This window comes from Nonomuraea longispora (assembly GCF_004348345.1).
Taxonomy (GTDB): domain Bacteria; phylum Actinomycetota; class Actinomycetes; order Streptosporangiales; family Streptosporangiaceae; genus Nonomuraea; species Nonomuraea longispora.
Map to the genome: position 1 here is coordinate 1 of NZ_SMJZ01000144.1, position 23,883 is coordinate 23,883.

A 23,883-nucleotide genomic window follows, 5' to 3' on the forward strand; every position below is an offset into this window, starting at 1 on the left:
GTACGGGTGGCGCCCCACGTGCTCGGGGTCTCGGTGCTCGTGCCTGGCCCGGGCGGGAAGGTGCGGGGGGGTTCGCATGACGGGAGCTCTCCTACCGGATCTGTGTGGGTTTTTCCGGGTGACCGCTCGCCGTTGAGCGGATCGAGGTCAGCGTGCGTCCTCCGCGGGACCGAAGTGGTCGGCCCGTGGAGCGGTGGCCGCGCGGGTCGCGCGCGGCACGCCGTGGTTGATGACGCTCGCGGCGATGCGGCGTTCCGCCAGCCCCATGTGGGGACGGCCGACGCCCGGGGTGCTCGGCCGGGCGCCGGCCGAGCCACGGATCATGGTGCTGGCGTGCACCCAGCGGCGCGATTCCGCCAGTACGTCCCGCTGCGCGCGGTGCAGGTCGCGGTGCCGCGTGTACTGCTCGCAGACGGCTCTGGCCAGCACGCGCGCCATGACGAGGTGTTCCTCGCAGGCGCGGGCGACCTTCGCCTCCAGGCCGGTGACCTGGGCGAGGAGCAGTTGCAGGTGAGGCAGTTCCGAGCTGCGCTCGAACCCGGCGAGCTCGGCCAGCCGTTCCGGCCAGCGCAGCCGCCGCTCGATGGAGGCGCAGACGGCCGCGGCCACCTGCGCGGGCGGCTCGTCGTCCGGGTGCTGCCCGTCGAGTTGCACCGCCCGTTGTGCGGTGTGCTCGAAGCCGGCCAGCCGGCGCAGGCCGCTCTGCAGCAGGCGTACGCGGTTGTGCAGGCACGCGGCGCTCCAGCCGAGGACCAGCAGGCGGTCGGCGTCCGCCTCGCAGTGCCAGCCGACCAGCGCCACCTCGCGGGCCATGCGGTGGTGCAGCACCCATGACTCCGGCGCGGCGGCGATGTCCACCGGCGTCTCGATCCACACCTGCAGGCCTCCGGGCGGCAGATCGCCGACGCCGATCCTCATGCCCTCGGGGGCCACCCTGGCGCAGATCCGCTGGACCACGCGCTGCTGCGCGGCCGCCTCCGGCGCCACGGGCACCGGGCCTGGCAGCACGCGCTCTGGGGCCACTTGCGCCCTGGGCTCGATGCTCATGTAGGGCCACCTCCCGACCCGTGGTCTTTCGACCTACGTAAATTCACACTTAATGGTGCCGCCTCGATCGTCGTCATACCGGGGTTTCATGTCAACTGTCACTTTACGAATGGTATGGATCCTCTGGGCTCGTCACGGCGTGAACCGGCGACTCCCCGCAGGTGAATACCGGGTTGCCGGTGCGGAGTGATCTAGAGTCAGTACCGTTGGCGTACGGGGTGAGAGTCGAGGCCGGTGCTGATGCACACAACCGTGGTCACGGCCTTGTCGGCGGCACTGTCGGCCGTCCTTCCTGCGACCGTGACGCAGCCCGCGGGGCACGCGCCCGCGCAGCCGGGGCCCGGCTACTGCGTGCTACCCGACCAGCCCGCCACGAGCGAGGGTTACCTGATCGCCAGTGCTTCCTCACCCGATCTCGTCCATCCGTTCCCGCGGCCGCCCGCACGGGAGCCGACGGCCTCCGAGCGGCTGGAGTTCGCCGGCTTCCCGAACGTTTCCGTGCTCGGCGCGAGCGGGCGCGGCGGCCCTCCGGAGCGGAAGGTGGTCGTCACCTACACCACGAACGTCGACGAGGTCGTCACGCTCACCAACGCGGCCGTGGTCTCGGACGACGGGGGCGCCACGTTCGGCCCGCCGAGCCGGACGCCGCTGCGCGAGTCGCCCATCGAGTTGCACGACGGCCGCTTCTTCGCCACCGAGTACTATCCGGCCCGGACCGGCCCGCACACGGCCGCTCTGGGCATACTCACCTCGTCCTCGCTGGACGCCGGCGAGAGCTGGCTGCGGTCGGAGGCCACCCTGACCACGCCGGGCGACCTGCTACCCGGCGGCGCCGCGCACGGGGCGCCGATCCAGCTCGCCGACGGCACGATCCTGATCTCGGTCTACGCCCGCTACAGCGGCACGGGGGCGTACCAGGCCGAGGTGTACTCCAGCCAGGACGGCGGGACGACGTTCACCCGGCGCGGTGTGATCGCCACGCCGTCCGAGGGGTTCGGCTACACCGAGGCGGCCGTCGCGCAGGCCGTGGACGGCAGCCTGCTGGCGGTGCTCCGCCACGACGGCGGGAAGTACTCCACGCTGCACCAGAGCCGTTCGGCGGACGGCGGCCGCACCTGGTCGCCGGCGCGCGAGCTGCGTTTCTCCGGCCTTTCCCCGGATGCGGACTGCGTGGTGCGCGGGGTGGCGCCGCGACTGCTGCTGACCCCGGCCGGAGTGCTCGTGCTGAGCGCGGGGCGGCCGGACAACTGGCTGGCCGTATCCCCCGACGGGCTCGGCGAGACGTGGCTGGAGCCGCGGGTGACCTACCACAACCGCGACGGCGTCTGGGACACGCACGGATCGTCCGGCTACACCGGCGTGGCCGCCGTCGGCCCGCACCGGCTGATCCAGGTCTTCGACAACTGCAAACTGCCGGGCGTACGGCCTGACGGGCTGCTCAACGAGACGGCCTGCCCGGCGCACGGCCGGTTCGAGCACGGCGGCTGGTACGCGATCAAGCGTCGCCTGTTCACCGTGGCCCCTCCCGGCGCCGGCCTGCTGGACCTGGGGGCGATGCGCCGGCGCGGCGACCTCACGCTCGACACCACGATGAGGTGGACCAGCCGTTACCGGCCGTGGACCCGGCCCGCCGCCGCCTTCGACGGCAGCACGGCCTACTGGTCGGGCGCGGTCGCCGCCGGCCGCGGCCGCTACGTCCTGCGTCTGGACCGGCCCTACAGCTTCACCCGGATCGGCCTCAGCCTGCGCCCGGGCCATCCGGCCGGAGCCCGCGTCTACAGCTCACGGGACGGCCGGTCGTGGGGCGAGCCCGCGCTCACCGTAACCGGCAGGACCGACTACGCGATGCGCTACTCGGAGCTCCGGCGCACGGGGCGGCACGTCAAGATCGTCACCACGCCGACGAGCGGCTGCGACCCCGAGATCGGCCGCGCGTGCAGCATGCTGAACGAGATCGAGCTGTACGCCGAGCGCTCCAGCCGTGGATCGTGAGCGTGCCGCTCGACTGTCACGCCCCGGCTTGGTCCTTGCCGTGGGTGGGAACGACACCGAGCGTGCGCATGCGACGAACACCCCATTCCCCCAAGGCGCCGAGCGCCGCGTAGAGGGCGACGCCTTCATCCGTCAACTCGTATTCGACTCGGGGCGGTGTCTGCTCGAAGACGGTCCGCCGGACGATCCCGTCCGCCTCGAGTTCGCGTAGTTGCTGGGCGAGCACCTTCTCGCTGACGCCGGGGAGGCTGCGGCGCAACTCGCCGAATCGGTGGAGCCGCTCGGCCAGCGCCCACAGGATCAGCGCTTTCCACTTGCCCCCGACGACGTCCATCGCGGCGTCGAGGGCACAGATGTAGGGCGGGTTGCGCACCTGCCTCATGATAGCGGGATCGCCCGCCCCGCTCCTGTGATGCGGGCTCAGCCGGCGGCGACGGCGCGCCGCATCCGCCACAGCGAGGTGCGCAGGTGTCCGGCCAGGTCCACGGGCACACCCGCCTCCCGGGAGGCGGAAAGGAGGGTTTCCAGGCCGGTCGCCTGCATCGCGGGGTTGTACTCGTCGGGAACGGATTCGCTCACGTCGGCGCCGGGGACCGTGATCGCAAGCATCTGCTCCATCCACGGCTGAAGCACCTCCCGCTTGAACGTCTCCACGTCGCCGCCTTCCGCGTGGACCAGTGCCACGGCATGGTCCGCCCCGGCACTCATGCCGTACATGCCGCTCAGCGCGGCCATGTCGTACAGCGCCGCGAATCCTGGGTCCTCGCCCACCCAGAGAGGACGGCCGATGGGGCCGAGCACGGGGGCGACACGGTCGAACAGGTCATGCGCTCCGCTGTAGAGGATGAAGGCTCCCTCCGTCCCGATCGTCGGAGGCACGGCCATGATCCCGCCGGCGAGGAAGCGCGCTCCGTACTTCTCGAGCCATCCGGCGAGCTCACGTGCCTGCCGTACCGAGCCGCTGGTGAGGTTGACGAGCGTCCTCCCGTCCAGGTTCCGCGTGGCCGGTGCGAGCGCCTCCCGGACGCTGGCGTCGTCAAGCAGGCATGCCACCGTCAGGTCGCCCGCCTCGATCGCCTCTTCCACGCTCGACGCCTCCCGCGCACCGCGGGCGACGAGGTCGTCCGCTTTCGCGGGCGTACGGTTCCAGACCGTCATCTCGCGACCGGCTTCGAGAAACGCGCTCGCGAGCGCGCGCCCCATGGCTCCCAGACCGAGGATGCTGATTCGTTCATGCCGCATGTTCATGGGGACACTGTTCACCCGGATCGGTACGCGCCACAAGAACGCACTTCGAAGTGCGTGATTACCTGAACGTCAGGACTCCACCCTGGGGTGCCGGGACCAGGGCCGGCACGGAAAAGCCCGGGCGCTGATGCCTCTCACCAGCGACCGGGGCTTTGCCTGCAAGGTCCGCAGCGGCGCATCCGGCACCGCTGCCCCGAATGTCACCGCTCCGGGGGAAGGTCACTCCCACGGTGGCCGAACATCTCGCCCTCGCCCCTCTCGCTGCTCGCTCCGTCCTCGTCGATCTCCAGCCGCTCCTTGCGGATCTGGCCCTCGACGGTCTCCTCGTGCTGGACGTCCCGCTTGCTGACGCGGATCCGCTCGACCGGCCTGGTCTCCTTGCCGACGACCGGACGCTCCTCGTGCAGGATCATCTCGCGGTCTTCCTCGCCGATCTCCGCCTCGTGCGCCGCCGTCGTGTCCCCTTCGTGGACGGCCTCGCGCTCGATCACGACCTCCTCGCGCGAGAGCGGCACCGTCTCGTGGACGGTCTCGGTGTCGACGTACTTGTGGAGGCGGACGCGGCCTGTCTCCCTGCTCTCCTTGCCGATGCGAAGGCGCTCTTCCGAGCGGGTCATGGAGATGTGGTGCTCGTCGGCGAGGTCGCCGCCGACCCGTTCACCCCTGACGTCGGGACCGGCCGTCCTGCCGGCGAAGTCCCGCCGGCCCGTCTCCCCCGTCGCGCCTTCCGCGCCGCCCTTGCCTGCCGTGCCACCCGCCGGGCCCCCGGTGATGAGGTCGTCGCGGGGCGCGCCCGCGCTCCCGCTGGGCTTCGGCCTCTCCGGACGGTCCCCCGTGACCGGAGTCTTCGCGGTACGCGGTTCGCCGGCGCGCTGCTGCGGAACACTCGACGGCCGCATGCCGTAGTAGCGGTAGAGGTCGGCTTCCTCCTCGATCGTGAGGCGGTCATCGACGTCGATGTTCGGAGCGCCTTTGATCATCTCCTTGTCGAAGGGGACCTTGATCTCCTCTCCCGAGCGGCGGGCGTTGGCCAGAGGCACGAAGGTCTGCTTCATGCCGAAGAGCCCTGTGCGTACGGTCACCCACTCCGGCTCGCCCGAGCGATCATTGAGGTAGACCTGGCCCACCTTGCCGATCGACTGGCCGTCCGACCCCACCACGTGGCAGTCGAGCAGGTTGCGGATCTCTGTTTCCATTGCCACGACGATCCCCCAATGCGCTCGTCCTGGTTCAACCGTGACAAATACCCCATGTCGCCATAAATCCACATTTTGTCGGGCAGTTTTCCCCCTCATTCCGGTATCGCTCAGGAGACCCGCCACCGCTGTCCCTGAGAGCCACGGCAACCCCGCGAACGCCGCCTCACCGACCGGACACGAGCCCTCAGGAAGGCTCGGCGCCGGCGGGCGCAACACGGGAGCGGGACGGGAACGCGCGGCTCCGGAAGCGCGGCGCAGGAGCCCTCAAGGCCGCTGGGGAAGGCCGGGTGACCTACGCGAAGCTCAGCGCCAGGGTGGTGTGGCGCTTCTCGACGATGGCGGCCCCGTCGACGGGCGCGGGCCGCGTGGTAGCCGGCTCCCGCGCCGATCTCCAGCACCCGGTGGCCGGGTCGCACGCCGAGCTGGTCGAGCATGGCCGCCATGATCGCGGGCTGGGAGGACGAGCTGATCGGCGTGCCGTGCTCGTCGTGTTTGGTGACGATGGGCCGACCGCGGTAGGCGGCCTCGGGGCCGACGCCGGGCACGAAGAGGTGGCGGGGCACCGCGCGCATGGCGGCGGCCACCGGCTCACCGACGTGCCGGCGCTCGCGCAGCGCCGCCACCATGTCGTTGCGCAGCGCCGCGAGCTCCATGGGCGCCGTCGTCCACGCTGCGGCGTACCCGGCGCGCCAACAAGAAGTTCGATAAAGAAATGGTCACGAAGGGTTGAGCCGGACTGAGGAGGGAAGGGCAGCCAACTCGTGTACGTCGAACGTGAGGAGGAGCCGTAGTGCTCACCCTGACAGCCAACGCCGCCCAGGCGATCCGCGACCTGACCGCGGCCGCGCCCGAGCCCTCGCAGAGCGGGATCCGCATCTCGTCGCAGGGCGAAGGCGCGAGTTCGCTCACCCTTTCCCTGGCCACCGCACCGGAACCGGCGGACGCGGTGGTCGAGTCGGAAGGAGCTCGGGTCTACCTCGATCCTGTGGCCGCCACTGTGCTGGAGGACAAGTCTCTGGACGCCGGAGCCGACGACCAGGGCAGCGTGTCGTTCCTGGTCACCGAGCAGAGCGCCTGACACGGCCGCCGCCGTGCCGGACCTCTTCCGTGCGGTCCGGCACGGGCGGGCGGGCGCGAGGTGCGCCCGCTCAGTCCTCGCTGAGCAGCTTGTGCAGGTAACGCAGCTGCTCCTCCGACTGGAAGCCGCCCCCACCCTCGTGGTTGTTCCAGGGCCACACCGTGATCTCCTTGGGGCCCTGCCAGTGGTTGTAGGCGGCGAACACCGTGGACGGCGGGCACACGTCGTCCATCAGCGCCACCGAGTACAGCGCCGGGACCCGCCCGCGCGCCGCGAAGTTGAGGCCGTCGAAGTACGACAGCGTGCGGAACACCTGGTCCGCGGTGTCCCGCCGGGTGGCGAGGAAACGCACCAGCTCCTGGTACGGATCGCGCCCGGTGATCTCGACGGCGCGCCTGAAGTGGGTCAGGAACGGCACGTCGATGAGCGCGGCCCTGACAGACGGGTGCAGCGCGGCGGTGGCCTGCGCGATGCCCCCTCCCTGGCTGCCGCCCGAGACGATGATGCGCCCGGCGTCGACCGCCGGGTGCTCGCTCACCGCGTCCACGGCCCTGACTGCGTCGGTGAAGACGCGCCGGTAGTAGTAGTCGCCGGGGTCGAGGATCCCGCGCGTCATCATGCCGGGCGCCTGCGGTCCTGCGCTGCCGTGCGGGTCGCCGGTGGTTCCGGGGCTGCCCACGTTGCCGCCGCCGTGGCCGCGCGTCTCCATCACGAACACCGCGTACCCGGCCGCCGGCCACATCAGGTGGTCCTTGGGAAACCCGCGCCCTCCGCTGTAGCCGATGTAGTGCGCCACGCACGGCACGGGGCCGTCCGCGCCCTTCGGCAGCAGGAACCAGCCGTTGATCCGGTGACCGCCCCACCCGGCGAAGGAGACGTCGAAGACGTCCACGGCGGCGAAGGGCAGGTCGTACGGGACGTATTCGGCGGCCGGGCCGGACTCCCTGGCCTCGGCCAGGGTGCGGGACCAGAACGCGTCGAAGTCGGCCGGCTCGTCGCGGTCGGGGAGGTAGCCGCGAAGTTGTTCAAGGGGCATGTCGAACAGGGGCACGAGGTCTCCAACCTGTAGCAGGATCAATGACATTTCATCGCATAGCACCGGAAAGCGCTATCCCACCCTCTTTGTTCGAACCCGCCCCCACCGGGTAGGCGATCACCCGTGAATGAACACGTGGTCGAAATACCCTACTCGCACCTCTATCATGGTCCTGGACGCCCCCGCCGGGGCCCACGACTTCCTCGTGCTGTTCGGCGACGAGTCCGAGTCGCGGGCGCAACTGGTGAGCGACGACACCGGGCGGCCGGTCCTCAGGATGGGCGGCTACATGACGGCCAGGGGCACCGTCATCGACGAGCGCCTGTGGACCGTACGCGAGAGCGTGCGGCGCGGGGACCGGATCAGGCTGCGCCTGGGCCGGGCGGTCCCCTGACCGCGCGGCCCAGGCGGCGTCGTCAGCGCGATTCGGGGCGCGAGGAGTCGTCCTCGCAGGTGCCCGCCTTGGTGTTGGCCACCTTCCACTCCGCGCCGGGGAACGGGCTCATGAAGTGCGTCAGCAGGTCCACCGCGTAGTCCGGCACCTGCCCGCCGGGGTCGAGCAGCGAGACGATCTGCGGACCGTCGGCGCCGCGCAGGGTGATGGTGTTCTTGCGGCCCCCGGCGACGAACCCGGGCTTGGCGTCCACCGTCAGGCAGGCCACGCTGAACCCGGCGGCCTTGATCTCCTGTTTGGCGCCGATGCGCCTCATCCGCTGGTCGTAGCGGCGCATGGCGAGGGACTTGGTGCCGCCGATCCGTACCGACTCGTGGAAGAGATCGTTGCCGATGTCCCTGCTCAGCCTGACGTCCAGGGAGACGTCCGGCCGCAGGTCGACCCCGTCGGCGGAGAGCTTCAGCCGTCCGTACTTCCCCTGGAAGGCGGGCGCCACGTAGCCGAGCGCGGGCGGCGCCTTCATGCCGAACGGGATCTTGCCCGGTCTGATCCGCAACCACGACATGCCCTGCACCGACAGCGAGACGTCATTCACCGAGCTCCTGCCGAGCCCGAACTGCCCGGCCACCTGGTAGGTGAGGAAGCCCTTGGTGTGCGGGACCTCCTTCTTCACCGCGATGCGCTGCTTGGCGACCGGATCCATCCGCAGCCCGGCGCGCAGCGTGACGCGCCCGCTGGGCACGGGCCTCGAGACGAGGTCGAGCGACTGGTCGGGGTTCATGCGGACGGTGGTGTCGGAGGCCAGGTCCCTGACCGCGACCGCGACGTCCCCGAGGCGGCCCTTCGGATCGATCAGACCGCCTTCCACCCCTAGGTAGCCGTCGAGGGTGTTGACGCCGCCCAGCGCCTTGTAGGTGACGGCCGGCACGCTGAACCCGGCGCCCGAGGCGTCGGCGTCCACCCCGAACCGGGCGGGCACGTCGGAGAAACGCAGCTCGCCGGTGCCCTTGCCGGGCAGGGTGACCTTGGCGTTCAGCCGCTTGACGGCCGCGGAGTTCGTCACGCGGATGCGGGTCTTGGCGCCGTACGTTCCCTGGACGGCCACGGCGGCGGGCACCGGGTCGATCGCGACCTTGCCCCGTACCCCGCCCGACTCGGCGTGCACGTCGAGGCTGCCGAGGGTGGCGGCCGGCTCGATGCGGTAGCCGGCGTTCACGGCGTTGCCCTTGGCCACGTCGAACGGCCCCAGCGCCATGCTGGTGATCTTGGAGGGCAGCCCGGTCAGGGTGGCCCTGGCCTTGATCGGGACGGGCGCCAGCACGGAGCTGGCCAGGTAGACGCCGAGGCTCTTCCGCTTGGGGGCGAACCCGGAGAACGCGAACGTCTTGCCCGCGAGGTCGACGGAGACCTGCTGGGGCAGCCCGGTCACGTCCAGGTAGCCCTGGAGCCCGTAGCAGCCGCGCTGCGGCGTGCAGAAGGGCCCGGGCGAGCAGCCCTTCGACCCGGTGGCGCAGCCGCCGTCCACCAGGGACACGCCGCCGCCGGGCAGGGCGGGGGCGGCCCGCATGCGGTCCAGCGCGGCGACCTTGCCGAGCCACGCGCGGGCGCGCACGTCGAGCTGGGAGCCGGCGTACGTGAGCTTGCCCCCGGCGGAGGTGACGGCCAGGCGGCCGGGCGCGGGCCCGAGCGAACCGATCAGGCCGAAGCGGGTGTCGCCCCGCGTGATGTCGGCGTCGACGGCGAGGGTCTGCTTGGCCGAGCGGAAGTCGGCGCTGAAGCCCTCGGCGGCAGGGGCGAACTCGACGTGTTCGAGCCCGTTGACCAGCACGCTGGCGTCCATGTCGCCGGAGGCCTGGTCGTAGTGCGCGGCCAGGTGGGGACCTGTGGGCGACTTGGCGGCGTCGTGGTTGGTGAAGGCCAGCTCGGCCGTGCCGACGGGGCCCGACCGGCCGCGGAACCGGTACGACGTGGCCTGCCACGAGGCGTCGAAGCGGGCCGGCACGTCGCGTACGTCGGCGGCGGCCCTGACGTAACGGTCGCCGAGCTTGACCCTGGCCAGCGCCGTCACCTTGTCGATCGGGGCGTCGGCCGTCCAGGTGAGCGTCCTCGCCTTGGTGTCGGCGACGAGCTCGGCCTCCTTGCGCAGGCCCTTGGCGCTCGCCTGAAGGTCTTCGCCGGTCGGCTTCTTCACGTACGCTTTATTGGCATAAATCCGCAGTTCGTCGAGCTTTTTGGACGTCGCGACCCGCATCGTGGACCGTTCGCCCAGCTCCCAGGACGCGTTCACGTCGTCGCGCACGCCCATGAGCGTGCCGTCCACGGTGGGGCCCGACTTCAGGTTGGCGTAGGCGGCGTGGATGCGCTTGATCTCGCCGCTGGCCTGGAAGGCCGCCTTCCTGCCGCCCGGGTCGAGGGTGAGGTCGACGGTGGCGGGCGTGTTGGAGATCTCCATCCTGGCCACGTGGGTGCCGTCGAGGCTGGCCGCCCCGGTGAACGAGTTCCCGCTGGAGTCGACCTCCAGGTGGGCGTGCGGCTTGCCCCCGTACGTGACGTCGAACGCGGACAGGCCCGACAGCAGCGCGGACACCCCGAAGGCGGAGCCGTTCTTGATCATGGTGACGTGGCCGCCGCGCGGGCTGGAGATGGCGCCCCCGCCGCGCTGCAGGATCGCCTGGAACTTGCCGACGGGCGAGCTCGTCCGGTGCGTGACCTGGTGCTTGGTCAGGTCGTTGACCAGGCGCACCTTGGCGGGCAGTGCGCTCAGCTCCGTCTTGATCACGGTCTGGGACGCGTTCCTGTCGTAGTAGAGCAGGCTGGCGGCCCCGGCGCGTGACCTGCCCTGGCCGGTGACCGACACGGCCTGCTTGCGCTTGCCGGAGCTGTACTTGGCCACGAGGGAGCGCGGGACGCGTTCGAGCTCGGCGCTGACCACCTTGGCCAGCTGCCCGTCTCGGTAGGTGAAGGAGTTCAGGAAGGCGCGCGCCACGCTCGACGAGCTGTTGAAGCGGATCGTCCCGCCGGACAGGCGCACGTCGGCACGGGCGGCCATCTTGTCGAGCACCGCGTGGACGAACCGGCGGCCGTTCACCGCGAGCGCGTCCAGTTTGGCGGGCGAGGAGGCGGAGACGTCGAGCGTGGGAGTGTCGAGCGCGGCGTTGACGGTCAGCTTCTCGGTGGCGGGCGTCTGGCGCAGGCTCACCGCGCTGCTCCCGGTCATGCCGGCGATCATGGCCGCGGACGCGCCGGGCTCCTTGCGGGTGATGCTGGCCTTGACCCGCCTGCCCTCCATGTCGACGGTGAAGTTCCCCCAGTCCCTGGCCGACAGGGAGGATCCGCGCTTCAGCCCGTCGAACCCGACCGACACCTTGCCGTCGTACTCCGCCCAGACCCGGGCCTTGAGGTTGTCCCCCGACAGCCGCCTGACGACGAAGCCGAGCCCGACGGAGCCGTTGGCGGGACTGGCGGTGGGCACCAGGTCGGCGGCCAGGTCGGGCTTGGAGTCCCCCGTGACGTCGGCGGCGACCGGCACGCCGACGGGCTTGGAGATCGAGCAGGACACCGGCACGCTCTCGCTCTCGACGCAGAGCCGGTACGTCAGCCCCGGCACGGCCTTGCCGAGGTCGTCGAAGGTCTTGAGCACGGACGCCAGCGGCTTGACCAGCGTCAGCGTCTCGGCGTTGGAGGTGTCGGGCAGCACGTCGCGCGTGTCGGGCGCCCCGGCGCCGAGCCCCTGCTCCTTCTGGACTGCCGCGGCCTTGGCGGCGATCTCCTGGACGAGCCCCGGGCCGGCGGCCGTGGTCACCTCGGGCGCGTCGGGCCCGACCCCGTCGTCGCCGGCGGGCCGGAGCGCGAGCGACTCGCGGGTGGGCACGGTGACCGTGGCGGGCGCCGGCTCCTGCACGGCGGGCACGGGACGGGCCTTCGCCGCTTCCCCGTGGACTGCGGCTGATGCGACCCCCGCTGGTGCGACCTCGGTTCGTGCGGCGGCCGGCGGCACGGCCACCAGGATTGCGGCACTTGCGATGGACGTCGAAGCGAGCACGCGCAGCAAGGCGTGCGGCATGTAGCGTTCTCCCCGGACCGGTTCAATTCATCCCATCAGAAACATAGGGAACGAGCCGACCACATCTCTCACTGGCCGTCAAACCGGTTCCGACCTTGGAACTCCAGTTTTCTGACCCGGGAACTCACGCAGAGTCACGACCGCCGGATGCCCGAGGTTTCCCGGAGCGCGTCAGCGCTGGTAGGGGTGGAGCCGCGGCCACCAGCCGGGCACGTGCGAGCGGTAGTCGTCGCACGACGGCGGCGGACCTCTGCGCATGAGACGACCGCTCCTCAAACGCTCAGGCGACGCCGGTGTCCTGGCCGATCACGGTGAAGCGGTCGGCCGCCAAGCCCACGGTGGCGCCGGTGGGCAGCGGGCGGCGGTGCTCGAAGGAGAGCAGCTCGCCCCCGGGCAGTTCGGCGACCGACTCCCTGGAGCTGCCCTGGAAGCTGCTGCGCACGACCTTGCCGGTGAACTGGGCCTGGCCGTTTTCGACGATGCGCAGGTCCTCGGGCCGCAGCGCCACGTGCACGGCGGCCCCGGCCTGGCCGAGCGGCCGGCCGAACCCGACCTTGCCGCCGCTGGGGAGCGCGAGCTCGCCGTCGTCGGTGACCTGGCCGCGCAACAGCGTGACGCTGCCCACGAACGAGGCCACGAACGTGGTCCCCGGCCGCTCGTAGACGTCCTCGGGGGCGCCGATCTGCTCCACCCGCCCGCCGTTCATGACGGCGACCAGGTCGGAGATCTCCAGGGCCTCGTCCTGGTCGTGGGTGACGTAGACGGCGGTGATGCCGGTCTCCTGCTGGATGCGGCGGATCTCCCTGCGCATCTCGACGCGCAGCCTGGCGTCGAGGTTGGACAGGGGCTCGTCCATGAGCAGCACGTCGGGTTCGAGGGCGAGCGCCCTGGCCAGGGCCACGCGCTGCTGCTGGCCGCCGGAGAGCTGGCCGGGACGGTGCCGCTCCCTGCCGGTGAGCCCCACCATGGCCAGGCCCGCGGCGACCTTGTCCGCGACGGCCTCCTTGGACAGCTTGCGCAGGCGCAGGCCGTACGCGACGTTCTCGGCGACCGTCATGTGCGGCCACAACGCGTAGCTCTGGAAGACGAACCCGATGCGGCGCTTCCACACGGGGACCTTGGCGATGTCGCGCTCGCCGAAGCGGATGGCGCCCGTGTCGGCGGTCTCGAACCCGGCGACGATCCGTAGCAGCGTGGTCTTGCCGCAGCCGGACGCGCCGAGCAGGGTGGCCAGCCGCCCCGACGGCACCGACAGGTCGACCGACTCGAGCGCGGTGGTCTCCCCGAACGTCTTGGAGATCCCTTCGATGCTGATGTCCATTGATGAGCTCCGGATCACAGGGAGACCGTTTTGTAGCGACGGCGCAGCAGGTAGAGCGGGACGTAGACGGAGACGAGCAGCACCGTGGTCATGGCCGAGGCGACGCCGAACGGGCTGCCCGGCTGCATCGCGTTGGTGAAGATGACCACGGTCATGGTCACCCAGGGCACCGCGTACAACATGACCGTGGCCGACAGCTCGGTGATCATCTGCAGGAATCCCACGGTGCCGCCGGAGATGACGGCGGGCCTGATGATCGGCACGACGATGTCGCGGAAGCTGCGCCGCGGCGGCGCGCCCACGCTCATCGCGGCCTCCTCCAGCGACGGGTGCACCTGACCGAGCGCGGCCTCGATGGACTTCATCACGTACGGCAGCCGCCGGATGAAGTACGCCACCACGATGATCAACGCGGTGCCGGTGAGGATGACGGGCAGGTGGTTGAAGGCCAGGATGAACCCGATCGCGAAGACCGTGCCCGGCAGGATGTACGGCACCATGACGAGGTTGTTCAGCAGCGGGCCGGAGACCCTGAACCGTTTGCGCGCCACTATGTAGGCCACCACGACGCCCATCACGAGCGCCATCAGGCAGGCGATGCCGGCGAAGACGAAGCTCAGCACGATGGGCTGCAGCGACTCCTCGAACAGCCGCCGGTAGTTCTCCAGCGTCGGCTCCCACTGCAGGATGCCCGACTGCCAGCGCAGGAAGCTGGTGAGCAGCACCACCAGGTGCGGCACGAACCCGAGCAGCAGCGCCGTCCAGACGCCGATCAGCACCAGCGCCCTGGGGCCCCGGCGCAGCTCGCGCAGCGGCTGGTCCCTGCCTCCCGTCACGGCGAACGAGCGCCTGGCCACGATCCTGCGCTGGGCCACCAGCGCCAGCCCCGAGACGAGCACCATCATGAGGCTCGCCGTGGCGGCCACGCCGGGACTGGCGGCGACCTCGGACATGAAGTTCTGGTAGACCACGACCGGCAACATCGAGTAGCCGCCGCCGATCAGCATCGGCGTACCGAAGTCCGCAAATATCCGCATCGCTGCCAGGTAGCAGCCGGTGGCGATGGCGGGCACGGCAAGGGGCAGCGTCACCCTCCAGTGGGTGCGCCACGGCGTCGACCCGACGGACGCGGCGGCCTCCTCCAGCGCCGGATCCACCGCCCTGAGGGCGTCGTACACCATGAGGAAGATCAGGGCGAAGGTGAACCACACGCCGACCCAGATGATGCCGCCGACACCGAGAATCGACTCGAACGGCAGCGGCAGGCCGGCCTCCCTGGCGGCCCTGGTGATGATGCCGCCGCTGCCGAGCAGCAGCAGCCACGCGTACGCGCCCAGGAACGGCGGCGAGGTGGTGGCCATCGTGAGCATGGTGAGCAGGCCCTGCCGGCCCGGGATGCGGTAACGCGCCATGACGAACGCGAACGGCACCGCCACCAACGCCGCGCCCGCGCCCACCGACAGGCTGACGACCACGCTGTGCACCAGCGGCTCGGTGAACCGCGCGTCGGTGACGAACGCGCCGAACCTGGCGAGCGTGAACGCGCCCGCGTCGTCGGTGAACGCCGCCCTGACGATCCACAACTGCGGGTAGACGATGAAGATCAGCAGGATGAGCAGCGCGGCCAGCCCGGCGAGCCGCCACGGGTCGCGCCAGTTCGACCGGGGCCGGCGGCCCGGCCGTCCTCGCGCGGTCGTGGAGGCCGCCATCAGCCCGCGCTCTTGACGGCGTCGTCGAACTCGGCGAGGATCTCGTCCTTCTTCTCCGCCGCCCACTTCTCGTCGACGTCGGCCCGCTTGAGCTGCTCGACCGGCGGCAGGCCCTTCGGCGCGGGCACGTCGCCGCGCGAGGAACGGCGCTGCACCTCATCGACCATGATCTGCTGGGCCTCCTTCGACATGAGGAAGTCCACGAACGTCTTGGCGGCCGCCTCGTGCTTGGCGCCCTTGATGACGCCGGCGGAGCCGATCTGGCCGGACACGCCGTCCTCGGGGTAGATCAGCTTGATCTTCGCGCCGGCGTCGATCCACTTGGCGCCCAGGTCCTCGTTGATGAACGAGGTGCCCACCTCGCCGTCCTTGACCATGTTGAACATCGCGGTCGAACCATCGAGCATGCGGGCGTTCTTGACGAAACGATCGACGTAGTCCCAGTCGTGCAGGGTGACCATGGTGGTGAGCAGGCTGTAGGAGGTGCCCGAGGACTTGGGTGTCGCGAAACCCACCTTCCCACCCGCGTACCCCGGCTCCGCCAGGTCCGCGAACGTCTTCGGGTGCCCGGCCGCGTCGGGGAACTTGTCGGTGTTCACGGCGATCGCCTGGAAGAGCAGGTCGGTGGCGTGCCAGATGTGGTCGGGGTCCTTGGCCACGGTGGCGGCGTCGTTCGGCAGCTCGACGGGGGCGATGAGGTCGGCGTTGGCGGTGTACAGCTCCGACGAGCCGCCCCAGATCACGTCGCCGAGCGGCCGGTCCTTCTCGGCCCGCACCCGGGCGAACGCCTCTCCCGTCCCCGGCAGGCCGATCCTGTTGACCTTGATGCCGGGGTGCTTGGACTTGAACGCGCCGAGGATCGGATCCGTCACCTCGGGACCGCTCACCGCATAGAGCGTCACCGTGTTGTCGTCGCCGCTCTGGCCCGCGGTCGCGTTGTTGGTCAGCACGCCCGCGCAGCCCGTGAGGGCCAGTGTGAGCAGACCGGCGCCGAGCGTCGTGGCATACCGCATGAACTGTCTCCTGACACGAGGGGTTTCAGCCGTCGGGGCGCACCCAGACCGGGTTGCCCGCGGCCCGCAGCGAGCTGTGGTCCCGGAGGGAGCTCGCCCAGAACTGGGGATCGTTCCTGCCGGGGTCGGCGTGGACCTCGGCCCGGTAGCAGGCGCCGAGATCGGGGCCTGCCCGGAGCCGGTCCTCGACGGTGATCCGCTGCCACGCCCCCGGCTTGTCGGCGGCGGGGACGACGTTGATGAGCAGCCCGTCGCGCAGCACGAACACCACGACCGGCTCGTCCGCCCGCACGTCCACGTCCACCTGGACCCGCCCGCCGGCCGCCGTCGCGGTTCCGCCCATGGGGGCGCCGTTGACCTGCATGTCGATGTCCGCGCCCCGCCAGACGTACACGCGCCCGCGCCGCAGGCCGTCGACGACGCCGCGCTCGCTGCCCTCGTCCGCGTGCACGACGGTGACCACCTGGCCGAGCGCCTGTTCCGGGCCGGACGGGTCGTGACAGTCGCTGCCCGCCACGCCGATCACCCGGTGCCCGGAGGTCAGCAGACGGTCCCACAGGCCGATCTGGGCGTCGTTGTTGGCGCCCTGCTGCAGGTGGGCGATCTCGATGAGATCGACGGCGTCCCAGGGGGTGTCGAAGCGCCGCCAGGCCTGGTCGCCGCTGAAGGCGTGGTTGACGCAGACCAGGCCGCCCTGCTCGTGCACATCGGCCGCCACGTCCACCATGGTGTGGCCGGGACGGTCGACGTAGGTGTCGACCCAGCGCGTCAGGCCGTGCAGGTTGGCGTGACCGCGGTGACTGGTCAGCTCCATGGAGTGCAGCAGCACAATGCCGTCGCGACCGTGACCGTCGCGCCCGTCCCGGTCGTGTCCGGCGCGGTCGTGTCCGGCGCGGTCGTCGGAGTGGTGGGGGTGGTGGTCGTCGAGGTCGGGCCAGTGGGCGGCGGTGAAGTGGTCGGTGACGGCCAGGAAGTCGAGGCCCGCCTTCTTGGCGGCGCGCACCAGGTCGGCGACCGGCCGGCGGCCGTCGGAGTGGGTGGAGTGGCTGTGCAGCTCGCCGCGGTACCAGCCGGTCCCGCCGATGGGCTCCCGGCGCCGCGCCTCCCGGCCTGCCGGCAGGGTCGCCTCTCCGCCGGCGAGCCCGGTCGTCGCGTGCACGGTCAGGGTGTACGGAGCCGCCGCTTTGTGCCGGTCGAGGTCGAGCCGTACGGTCCAGCGGCCGGCAGGGACGGGCCCGGCGACGCAGCCGGGACCGGCTCCGTCGGTGCCCACCCTGATCACCAGCCGGCGCGGGCCCGGACCTCCCGGGCACTGGACGTGGCCGCGGAACGTGCCGTCGGGCTCCAGAAGCACCGCGTAGATCTGCACGACGTCGACGATCTTGTCGTACTCCAGCACCAGCTCCAGCTCGGCCACCCCGCCGGGGACGTCGAGCGGATAGTGCAGATAGTGCAGGTCGAACGCCGGCTCCGGCAGGGTGTTCGCCACCGAAAGCAGCTCGGTCCGGCCGATCATGCGGTGCCCGCCTCCGTCCCGTCTGAATGGTTAATGCTTTCTATCCATCAGATGAACGGCATGTCAACGCTTTGTTAAGACATAAGGGCAATCTATTGTCTACCCGTGAGCCGGCGGCACATCGCCTCCACCTGCTCGCCCGTGAGCACGGCCGGCCCCGCGGCCAGTGCGGCGGTCTGCGCGGCCCGGCGGCGGGCGACCTCTTGCTCGGGCAGTCCGGGGTAGAACTCGGGCCTCGGGATCGTCGAGCGTGCTCCGGACGATGCCACGCAGCTCGTAGTGCACGCTCGCGGTTGACCGGTCGCCCAGCCTATTGAGCTTAGGCTTAAACCTAGAGCTCCTAGGCTACCTTGAGAACCCCGGAAAGAAGATCGGCCCGACCAGGCCTCCGCCGGCTCCTTCCCGGACAGCACGACGACGCCCCGGCACGGGATGCCGGAGGCGACGCGGACACAGAGGGCTATCCGTGGGCGGTGTGCGTACGGGGATCGCCCGTGACCTGGCGGCTGTGCGCCAGCAGGGCCGGGTAGTCGGTGGCGATGCCGCCGAGGACCGTCGCGACGGCGTTCTCGACCTGCTCCGCCGTGATCGGCGCGTGCCCGAACAACGCGCGGTAGTGCACCAGCGAGCCCAGCAGGTCGAGCACCAGGTCGCGATCGAGGTCGGCGCGCAGGTCGCCGCGCGCGACCGCACGCTCGATCATCTCGGCCACCGCCGCCCTCGGCGGCTCGAACAACGTCGTCATGAACGTCTCGCGCGCCCGCGGCTCGGCCGCGCAGTCGGCGAACAGCGGCCCCAGCACGCCGGGCCTGATCCGGCGGAACGCCGCGACGAAGACGTTGATGCCCTCGTTGAGATCGCAGAGCGTGCAGCCGGTGTCGGGCGTGCGGGCGGTGCCGAGCCTGGTCGCCAGCGCGGCCAGGACCAGGCGCCGCCGGTCGGGCCAGCGGCGGTAGATCGCCGGCTTGGTCGCGCCCGCCCGGCGTGCGACCTCCTCGATGGTGAGCCGGGCGTAGCCGGCCTCGTCCAGCACGGCCAGCGTCGCGTCCAGCACCGTACGGCCGATCTGCGGGTCGCGCGGGCGGCCGGCACGAGGGGCCCGCCCTTCCTGACGTGGTTGCACGGTTCCGATTCTAGCTCTTATGTTACGTTACGACCCGTAATGTTATGAGGAGGACCCCCGATGAACGAACTCTCCGTGACGGTGCTCGGCCTCGGCGCCATGGGCGGCGCCCTGGCCCGGACGTTCCTGGAGCACGGGCACACGACCACGGTCTGGAACCGTTCCCCCGCCAAGGCCGCCCCCCTCGTGGCGCTCGGGGCGCGGCACGCGGGCACGGTCGCCGACGCGATGGCCGCGAGCGATCTCGTGGTCCTCTGCCTGACCGGCCACGACGCGGTCATGGAGGTGCTGGCCGCCGGGGGCGCCGCCGCGGCCGGGCGTACGGTGGTCGACTTCAGCACCGGCACCCCCGACGAGGCCCGCGAGACCGCCGCGACGGCCGGTGAGCACGGCGCCGCCCACCTCGGCGCCGTCATCCAGGCGAGCCCCGCGGACCTCGGCACGCCGGGTGCCACGCTCATCTACAGCGGCCCGGCGCGGGTGTTCGCCGACTGCCGCCCGGCGCTGGAGCCCCTCGGGACGACCCACCACGCCGGCGGGGACCCCGGCCAGGCCGGGCTGTACGACCTCGCGCTGCTCGGCCTCTGGTACGACACCACGTTCGCCTACCTGAACTCCCTCGCGCTGGCCGGCGGCGGCGGGGGCGTCCCGCCGGAGACGTTCGCGCCGTTCGCGGCCAAGCAGATGGGGTACGTCGTCGCGGCGGCCGAGGAGACGGCCCGCGAGGTCCGCGACCGCGCCTACCCGCGCGGCCCGGCCTCCCTCACCGAGCACGCGCCGGTGCTGGAGCACCTCGTCCGGCTGCGTGCCTCCGCCAAGCTCGGCACCGCCCAGCTCGAAGAGCTCCTGACGTTCGTCGAGCGGCGCATCGCCGACGGCCGCGGCGAGGAGGGTTTCACGGGCATCGTGGAGGAGCTCGCACGCTGACCCGCCCGCCCGCACGGCCAGTCGCCTTTGCGCGGCCGCGCGCCTGGTGCAGTGTGGAGATGAGCCTTCAGAGCCGGCCGAGGGGAGTCACCATGCAGGCACGCGTCGGCGACGTGCTGATCGTCCATGGTCATGTCGTGGGCCAGGGAGACAGGAAGGGCGAGATCATCGAGGTCCGCGGCCCTGACGGCACTCCGCCCTACGTCGTCAGGTTCGAGGACGGGAGCGAGCACCTCGTCTTCCCCGGGCCCGACGCGGTGGTCCAACCAGCTTGATCAGCCGTTCTCCAGGGCGTCGAGGGCCTGCTCGATGCTGTCGCCCGTGCCGAGCGCGACCTCGGCGCCCCCCTGGTCGCGCACGCTGGCGGTGATCCGGCCGTGCGCGTCGAGGGCGAGGACGATGGTGCCGCCACCGAGCAGCATCACGTCGGCGGTGGGCAGCGTGCGCGGAGCGGAGCCGTCGGTCAACCCGGCGGCCGCGACCAGGGCGGCCACGGGCCTGCGGTGCCGGGACAGCAGCACGGGCTCGTGCTCGTACGGATGCGCGACCTGGCGTACGAGGTCGCCGAGCTTGGCCCGGGCCGTCGACAGCGGCACCAGCGGCAGGCCGCTCAGCACTCCGGGCACCGCGGACAGCGGCACCAGCGCGGCCCATTCCCAGCGCTCGCGGGTGATCAGCGTGGTGGTGCCGCTCCTGGCCTCCCGCACGAGCGAACCCCAGCGGGCGCGGGCGTCCTCCACGCCGAGCGGCACGCCGAGGCGGGCCACGAGTTCGTCGTACGCGGGCCGTTCCGTGTCGATCATCCGCAGATCGTAAGCTCCCTTACGAAATTTCCGCAAGCCGCCTTACGGAATCCGTTCCCCGCACCCTGAGCACGGTGACCGTCATGCGGCGTGACGCCGAGCTCAACAGCGCGGCGCAGCAGAGCCACGGCCCGCCCGGACCGCCACAGGTAGCCTGGATGGCGCCTGCGAGGGCGTCGCGCGCCGCGCGAAAACCTGTCGAGCTCGTACGACCCGGCTGGCTACCGTTTTCCCGTGAACGTTCACCTGGAGACCGAGCGGCTGGTCCTGCGCCGCTTCACCGAGGCCGACGAGGACCTGCTCTTCGGCCTGCACAACGATCCCGAGGTCATGCGTTACCTCAACGGCGGCAGGCCGACGCCGCGCGAGGTGATCACCGGGGAGACGCTGCCCGCGTTCATCGCGGCGGACTTCCTCGCCGCCCACGAGAAGTCCTCGGAGGCGTTCATCGGCTGGTTCCACCTGCGTGCTCCCCGGGGCATGCCCGCCGACGAACCCGAGCTCGGCTACCGCCTGCACAAGTGGGCCTGGGGCAAGGGGTACGCCACCGAGGGCTCGCGGGCGCTGATCCGCGAGGCGTTCGAGAAGCTGGGCGCCCGCCGGGTGTTCGCTCAGACGATGGCCGTCAACCTCGGGTCACGGCGGGTCATGGAGAGGTGCGGGCTGACGTACGTCCGCACGTTCTTCCAGGACTGGCCCGACCTCATCGAGGGGTCGGAGCAGGGTGAGGTGGAGTACGAACTGCTGCGCTCAGCCTGGCGGCCGTCCCGCTGACCGGCGTCCGTCGGTCAGCCGCGTGGAGCGAGACCTGGTGCACTGGTCTGACCAGTGACTAGGGTGCCTCATATGAGATATGACGCGCTGTTCCGCCTGGACGGGCGGCGGACCGTGGTGATCGGGGCGGGAAGCGGCATCGGCAGGGAGGCGGCGCTGGCGCTGGCCGCCCACGGGGCCTCCGTGGTGTGCGCGGACCGCGACCTGCCCGCGGCCGAGGAGACCGCCGCGCGGTGCGCGGGCAGCGCGCGGCTGGTCGACGTCCTGGACCCCGAGGCCGTACGCCGCCTCGCCGACGAGGAGCCCGCCGACGTCCTGGTGTTCACCGCCGCCACCAATGTGCGCAAACGGCTGCTCGACTACACGGGCGAAGAGTTCGACCGGGTGGTGGGGCTGAACCTGCGGGGCTCGTTCGACGTGATACGCGCGTTCGGCGCGGGCATGGTGGAGCGGGGGCGCGGCTCGATCATCGGGTTCGCCTCGATCCGGGCGTCCGTCACCGAACCAGGGCAGAGCGTCTACTCCGCCACCAAGGCCGGGCTGGTGCAGCTGCTGCGGACCGCCGCGGCCGAGTTCGGGCCGCACGGGGTGCGGGTGAACGCGATCGCGCCGGGCGTGGTGGAGACGCCGCTGACCGAGCAGATCAAGAACGACCCGGGCTGGTACGACGCGTACGCCGCCAAGAGCGCGCTCGGCCGGTGGGCGGGGGCCGAGGAGATGGCCGGCGCGGTCGTCTACCTGGCGGGCGACGCGGCCAGCTTCGTCACCGGCTCGGTCCTGTACGTGGACGGCGGCTGGACCGCCGTCGACGGCCGCTTCGACCCCCCGAACTGACCCCGCCCCAGGGTCCCGGCGCATGCGGACGGGTGGGCCCGCGGCGACCGGCCGATCCGGCGGCACGGATGAGGTGTCGGACGACCCGGCGATGTGGATGGCGAGCCGGGTGCGGTCGCGCAGGCGAAGTCTGCGCAGGATGCAGGAGAACCGCCTTGCGGCGCTTCTGTGCGCAGCCGCCCACGCCGCCTGCCAGAGGCGGCGAAGGCGGGTCACGCCTGCGGCCGGATGATGGCCATCCTGGTGACGGTCAGCTCCTCGATCGCGAACCTCGGGCCCTCACGGCCGGAGCCAGAGTCCTTCACACCGCCGTACGGCATGTTGTCCGCCCTGAAGCCCGGCACGTCGTTGACCACCACTCCCCCGGCCTCGATGCGTTCGATGGCCGCGAACGCCGTGGCCAGCGACCGGGTGTAGACCGCCGCGTGCAGGCCGTACCGTGAGGCGTTGACCGCGGCGAAGGCGGCGTCGAGGTCGGGCACGGTACGCACGCACACCACAGGACCGAAGATCTCCTCGTCCCAGGCGGCGGCCCCGTCGGGGACGTCGGCGAGCACGGTGGGCGCCAGGGCGCGGCCGACGCGGTGCCCGCCGGCGATCGGCTCCACCCCCGAACCGGAGATCCACGCGAGCACGCGGTCGGTGGCGGCCTCGTCGATGAGGGGGGCGACGCGGGTGCCCGGCAGCCGGGGATCGCCGACGGTGACGCTCCTGACGCGCTCGGCCAGCAGGGCGAGGAACCGGTCGCGTACGGGCTTTTCGACCAGCACCCGCTGCACCGAGATGCACGCCTGGCCAGAGGCGTAGTAGCCGCCGCGCACGACCGCGTCGGCGGCCGCCTCCAGGTCGGCGTCGGCCGCCACCACGAGCGCGGCGTTGGAGCCGAGCTCCAGCAGCACCTTGGTGGGGGCGGCGCCGCGCGCGATGGCGTGGCCGGCAGCGGCCGAGCCGGTGAACGAGACCGCGCCGATCCGCCGGTCCTCCACCAGGGTCCTGCCCACCTCGACGTCCCCGGTGACGAGCTGCACGGCGGCCGGAGGCAGCGCGCCGGCCGAGCGCAGCAGATGGACCAGCCAGAGCGTGGCCAGCGGGGTCGCGGGCGCCGGCTTGACGATCACAGGGCAGCCGGCGGCCACGGCGGGGGCGATCTTGTGGGCGGCGAGGAGCAGCGGGTAGTTGAAACCGGTGATGCCGACGACGACGCCGATCGGCCGGCGCGTCCAGAACCCGATCAGCCCCTCCCCCGACGGCAGCAGGTCGAGCGGCACGGTCTCGCCGTGCAGCCTGGCGACCTCCTCGGCGGCCGTGGCCAGCGTGACCAGCGTCCTCGCGACCTCGACCTTGCAGTCGGCCAGCGGTTTGCCGGTCTCCAGGACGAGAAGCCGCTCGAACTCCTCGCGGGCCGCCTCCAGCGCGTCGTGGGCGTGCGTGAGCGCGGCACGCCGGGCGTGCGAGGGCAGCCCCGCCATGGCGGGGGCGGCGGCCAGAGCCGCGTCGAGCGCCTGCCGGGCGTGCGCCGCCGTGCCCTGCGGGGCCGCGGCGACCCGGCTTCCGTCGTAGGGGAAGATCACGTCGGTGGTGACCGCGGTCTCGGCCCATCCGTCGCCGATGGGCAGTCCGGCGGGCCAGGCTTGCTCGATGCTCATGGCTCTTTCCGTAGGGCGCTGGGAAACACGTCGAGGTACGCGGGCGCGCCCTCGCGGCCGGTCGCGGCCAGGACGGCGTGCGCCACCGCGCGGCTGAACACGTCGGCCACCGCCGCCAGGGCGTCCTGGAACAGGTCGTGGCCGAGGGCAGGGCGGGTGC

22 protein-coding genes are annotated in these 23,883 nt (G+C 71.5%); 7 read left to right on the top strand and 15 right to left on the bottom strand.

Annotation, left to right across the window (positions count from 1 at the left end; translation table 11 throughout):
• Window positions 1-147: 147 nt before the first annotated feature.
• Window positions 148-1,047 carry a hypothetical protein gene (locus tag E1267_RS30345; protein WP_132337469.1) on the bottom strand — a complete coding sequence of 300 codons (900 nt, stop codon included), beginning with the start codon at window positions 1,045-1,047 and terminating at the stop codon, window positions 148-150.
• Window positions 1,048-1,287: 240 nt separating this feature from the next.
• On the opposite strand from E1267_RS30345, the gene E1267_RS30350 reads away from it, so the two are divergent.
• Complete coding sequence (locus tag E1267_RS30350) at window positions 1,288-3,039, top strand: exo-alpha-sialidase (RefSeq protein WP_246064351.1); 1,752 nt, start codon at window positions 1,288-1,290, stop codon at window positions 3,037-3,039.
• Between the two features lie 16 nt (window positions 3,040-3,055).
• Here the strand turns inward: E1267_RS30350 and E1267_RS30355 are convergent, their stop codons facing one another.
• From E1267_RS30355 to E1267_RS30370, 4 genes are all read right to left on the bottom strand, one after another.
• Window positions 3,056-3,421 (bottom strand): winged helix-turn-helix transcriptional regulator, encoded by a 366-nt coding sequence (locus tag E1267_RS30355; protein WP_165959876.1) that lies wholly within the window; start codon window positions 3,419-3,421, stop codon window positions 3,056-3,058.
• A gap of 38 nt (window positions 3,422-3,459) precedes the next feature.
• Window positions 3,460-4,281, bottom strand: a complete 822-nt coding sequence (locus E1267_RS30360) for an NAD(P)-dependent oxidoreductase (RefSeq protein ID WP_132337509.1) — start codon at window positions 4,279-4,281, stop codon at window positions 3,460-3,462.
• A 206-nt stretch (window positions 4,282-4,487) separates the two neighbouring features.
• A complete protein-coding gene (locus tag E1267_RS30365; protein WP_165959878.1) occupies window positions 4,488-5,483 on the bottom strand; it encodes a DUF2382 domain-containing protein in 996 nt (331 codons plus the stop codon).
• 110 nt (window positions 5,484-5,593) lie between these two features.
• A complete protein-coding gene (locus E1267_RS30370; protein WP_132337475.1) occupies window positions 5,594-6,139 on the bottom strand; it encodes a class I SAM-dependent methyltransferase in 546 nt (181 codons plus the stop codon).
• Between the two features lie 137 nt (window positions 6,140-6,276).
• On the opposite strand from E1267_RS30370, the gene E1267_RS30375 reads away from it, so the two are divergent.
• The gene (locus E1267_RS30375; RefSeq protein ID WP_132337477.1) at window positions 6,277-6,564 is read left to right on the top strand and encodes a HesB/IscA family protein; all 288 of its coding nucleotides are present in this window, start codon (window positions 6,277-6,279) and stop codon (window positions 6,562-6,564) included.
• A 70-nt stretch (window positions 6,565-6,634) separates the two neighbouring features.
• Here the strand turns inward: E1267_RS30375 and E1267_RS30380 are convergent, their stop codons facing one another.
• The gene (locus E1267_RS30380) at window positions 6,635-7,615 is read right to left on the bottom strand and encodes an acetylxylan esterase (RefSeq protein ID WP_165959879.1); all 981 of its coding nucleotides are present in this window, start codon (window positions 7,613-7,615) and stop codon (window positions 6,635-6,637) included.
• Window positions 7,616-7,766: 151 nt separating this feature from the next.
• On the opposite strand from E1267_RS30380, the gene E1267_RS30385 reads away from it, so the two are divergent.
• Window positions 7,767-7,994 carry a hypothetical protein gene (locus tag E1267_RS30385; RefSeq protein ID WP_132337481.1) on the top strand — a complete coding sequence of 76 codons (228 nt, stop codon included), beginning with the start codon at window positions 7,767-7,769 and terminating at the stop codon, window positions 7,992-7,994.
• Window positions 7,995-8,016: 22 nt separating this feature from the next.
• On the opposite strand, the gene E1267_RS30390 is transcribed toward E1267_RS30385, so the two are convergent.
• From E1267_RS30390 to E1267_RS30415, 7 genes are all read right to left on the bottom strand, one after another.
• Window positions 8,017-11,904: a hypothetical protein gene (locus tag E1267_RS30390; RefSeq protein WP_132337483.1), complete on the bottom strand. Its 3,888-nt coding sequence runs from the start codon at window positions 11,902-11,904 to the stop codon at window positions 8,017-8,019.
• A gap of 433 nt (window positions 11,905-12,337) precedes the next feature.
• On the bottom strand, window positions 12,338-13,378 hold the full coding sequence (locus E1267_RS30395) for an ABC transporter ATP-binding protein (RefSeq protein WP_132337485.1): 1,041 nt from the start codon (window positions 13,376-13,378) through the stop codon (window positions 12,338-12,340).
• A 14-nt stretch (window positions 13,379-13,392) separates the two neighbouring features.
• Window positions 13,393-15,087: an ABC transporter permease gene (locus E1267_RS30400; RefSeq protein ID WP_132337487.1), complete on the bottom strand. Its 1,695-nt coding sequence runs from the start codon at window positions 15,085-15,087 to the stop codon at window positions 13,393-13,395.
• Entirely contained in the window at window positions 15,087-16,100 is a 1,014-nt protein-coding gene (locus E1267_RS30405; RefSeq protein WP_132337489.1) for an extracellular solute-binding protein, read from the bottom strand. The genes E1267_RS30400 and E1267_RS30405 overlap by 1 nt, the downstream gene beginning before the upstream one ends.
• 25 nt (window positions 16,101-16,125) lie before the next feature.
• On the bottom strand, window positions 16,126-17,616 hold the full coding sequence (locus tag E1267_RS30410; RefSeq protein WP_132337491.1) for a CehA/McbA family metallohydrolase: 1,491 nt from the start codon (window positions 17,614-17,616) through the stop codon (window positions 16,126-16,128).
• A gap of 92 nt (window positions 17,617-17,708) precedes the next feature.
• A complete protein-coding gene (locus E1267_RS44735; RefSeq protein ID WP_165959880.1) occupies window positions 17,709-17,885 on the bottom strand; it encodes a hypothetical protein in 177 nt (58 codons plus the stop codon).
• Between the two features lie 191 nt (window positions 17,886-18,076).
• Entirely contained in the window at window positions 18,077-18,739 is a 663-nt protein-coding gene (locus tag E1267_RS30415; RefSeq protein WP_132337493.1) for a TetR/AcrR family transcriptional regulator, read from the bottom strand.
• A 60-nt stretch (window positions 18,740-18,799) separates the two neighbouring features.
• Between E1267_RS30415 and E1267_RS30420 the strand changes: the two genes are divergently transcribed.
• On the top strand, window positions 18,800-19,666 hold the full coding sequence (locus tag E1267_RS30420) for an NAD(P)-dependent oxidoreductase (RefSeq protein WP_132337495.1): 867 nt from the start codon (window positions 18,800-18,802) through the stop codon (window positions 19,664-19,666).
• A gap of 92 nt (window positions 19,667-19,758) precedes the next feature.
• Complete coding sequence (locus E1267_RS30425; protein ID WP_132337497.1) at window positions 19,759-19,941, top strand: DUF1918 domain-containing protein; 183 nt, start codon at window positions 19,759-19,761, stop codon at window positions 19,939-19,941.
• Here E1267_RS30425 and E1267_RS30430 read toward each other — a convergent pair whose 3' ends face one another.
• Entirely contained in the window at window positions 19,942-20,469 is a 528-nt protein-coding gene (locus E1267_RS30430) for a type II toxin-antitoxin system prevent-host-death family antitoxin (RefSeq protein WP_132337499.1), read from the bottom strand.
• Between the two features lie 234 nt (window positions 20,470-20,703).
• Here E1267_RS30430 and E1267_RS30435 point away from each other — a divergent pair, with 234 nt between their 5' ends.
• Both E1267_RS30435 and E1267_RS30440 read left to right on the top strand, forming a co-directional pair.
• On the top strand, window positions 20,704-21,243 hold the full coding sequence (locus E1267_RS30435; RefSeq protein WP_132337501.1) for a GNAT family N-acetyltransferase: 540 nt from the start codon (window positions 20,704-20,706) through the stop codon (window positions 21,241-21,243).
• A gap of 72 nt (window positions 21,244-21,315) precedes the next feature.
• Complete coding sequence (locus E1267_RS30440) at window positions 21,316-22,077, top strand: SDR family NAD(P)-dependent oxidoreductase (protein ID WP_132337503.1); 762 nt, start codon at window positions 21,316-21,318, stop codon at window positions 22,075-22,077.
• 212 nt (window positions 22,078-22,289) lie between these two features.
• Here E1267_RS30440 and E1267_RS30445 read toward each other — a convergent pair whose 3' ends face one another.
• Window positions 22,290-23,723, bottom strand: coding sequence for an aldehyde dehydrogenase family protein (locus E1267_RS30445; protein ID WP_132337505.1), 1,434 nt, complete (start codon window positions 23,721-23,723; stop codon window positions 22,290-22,292).
• Window positions 23,724-23,883: the final 160 nt, after the last annotated feature.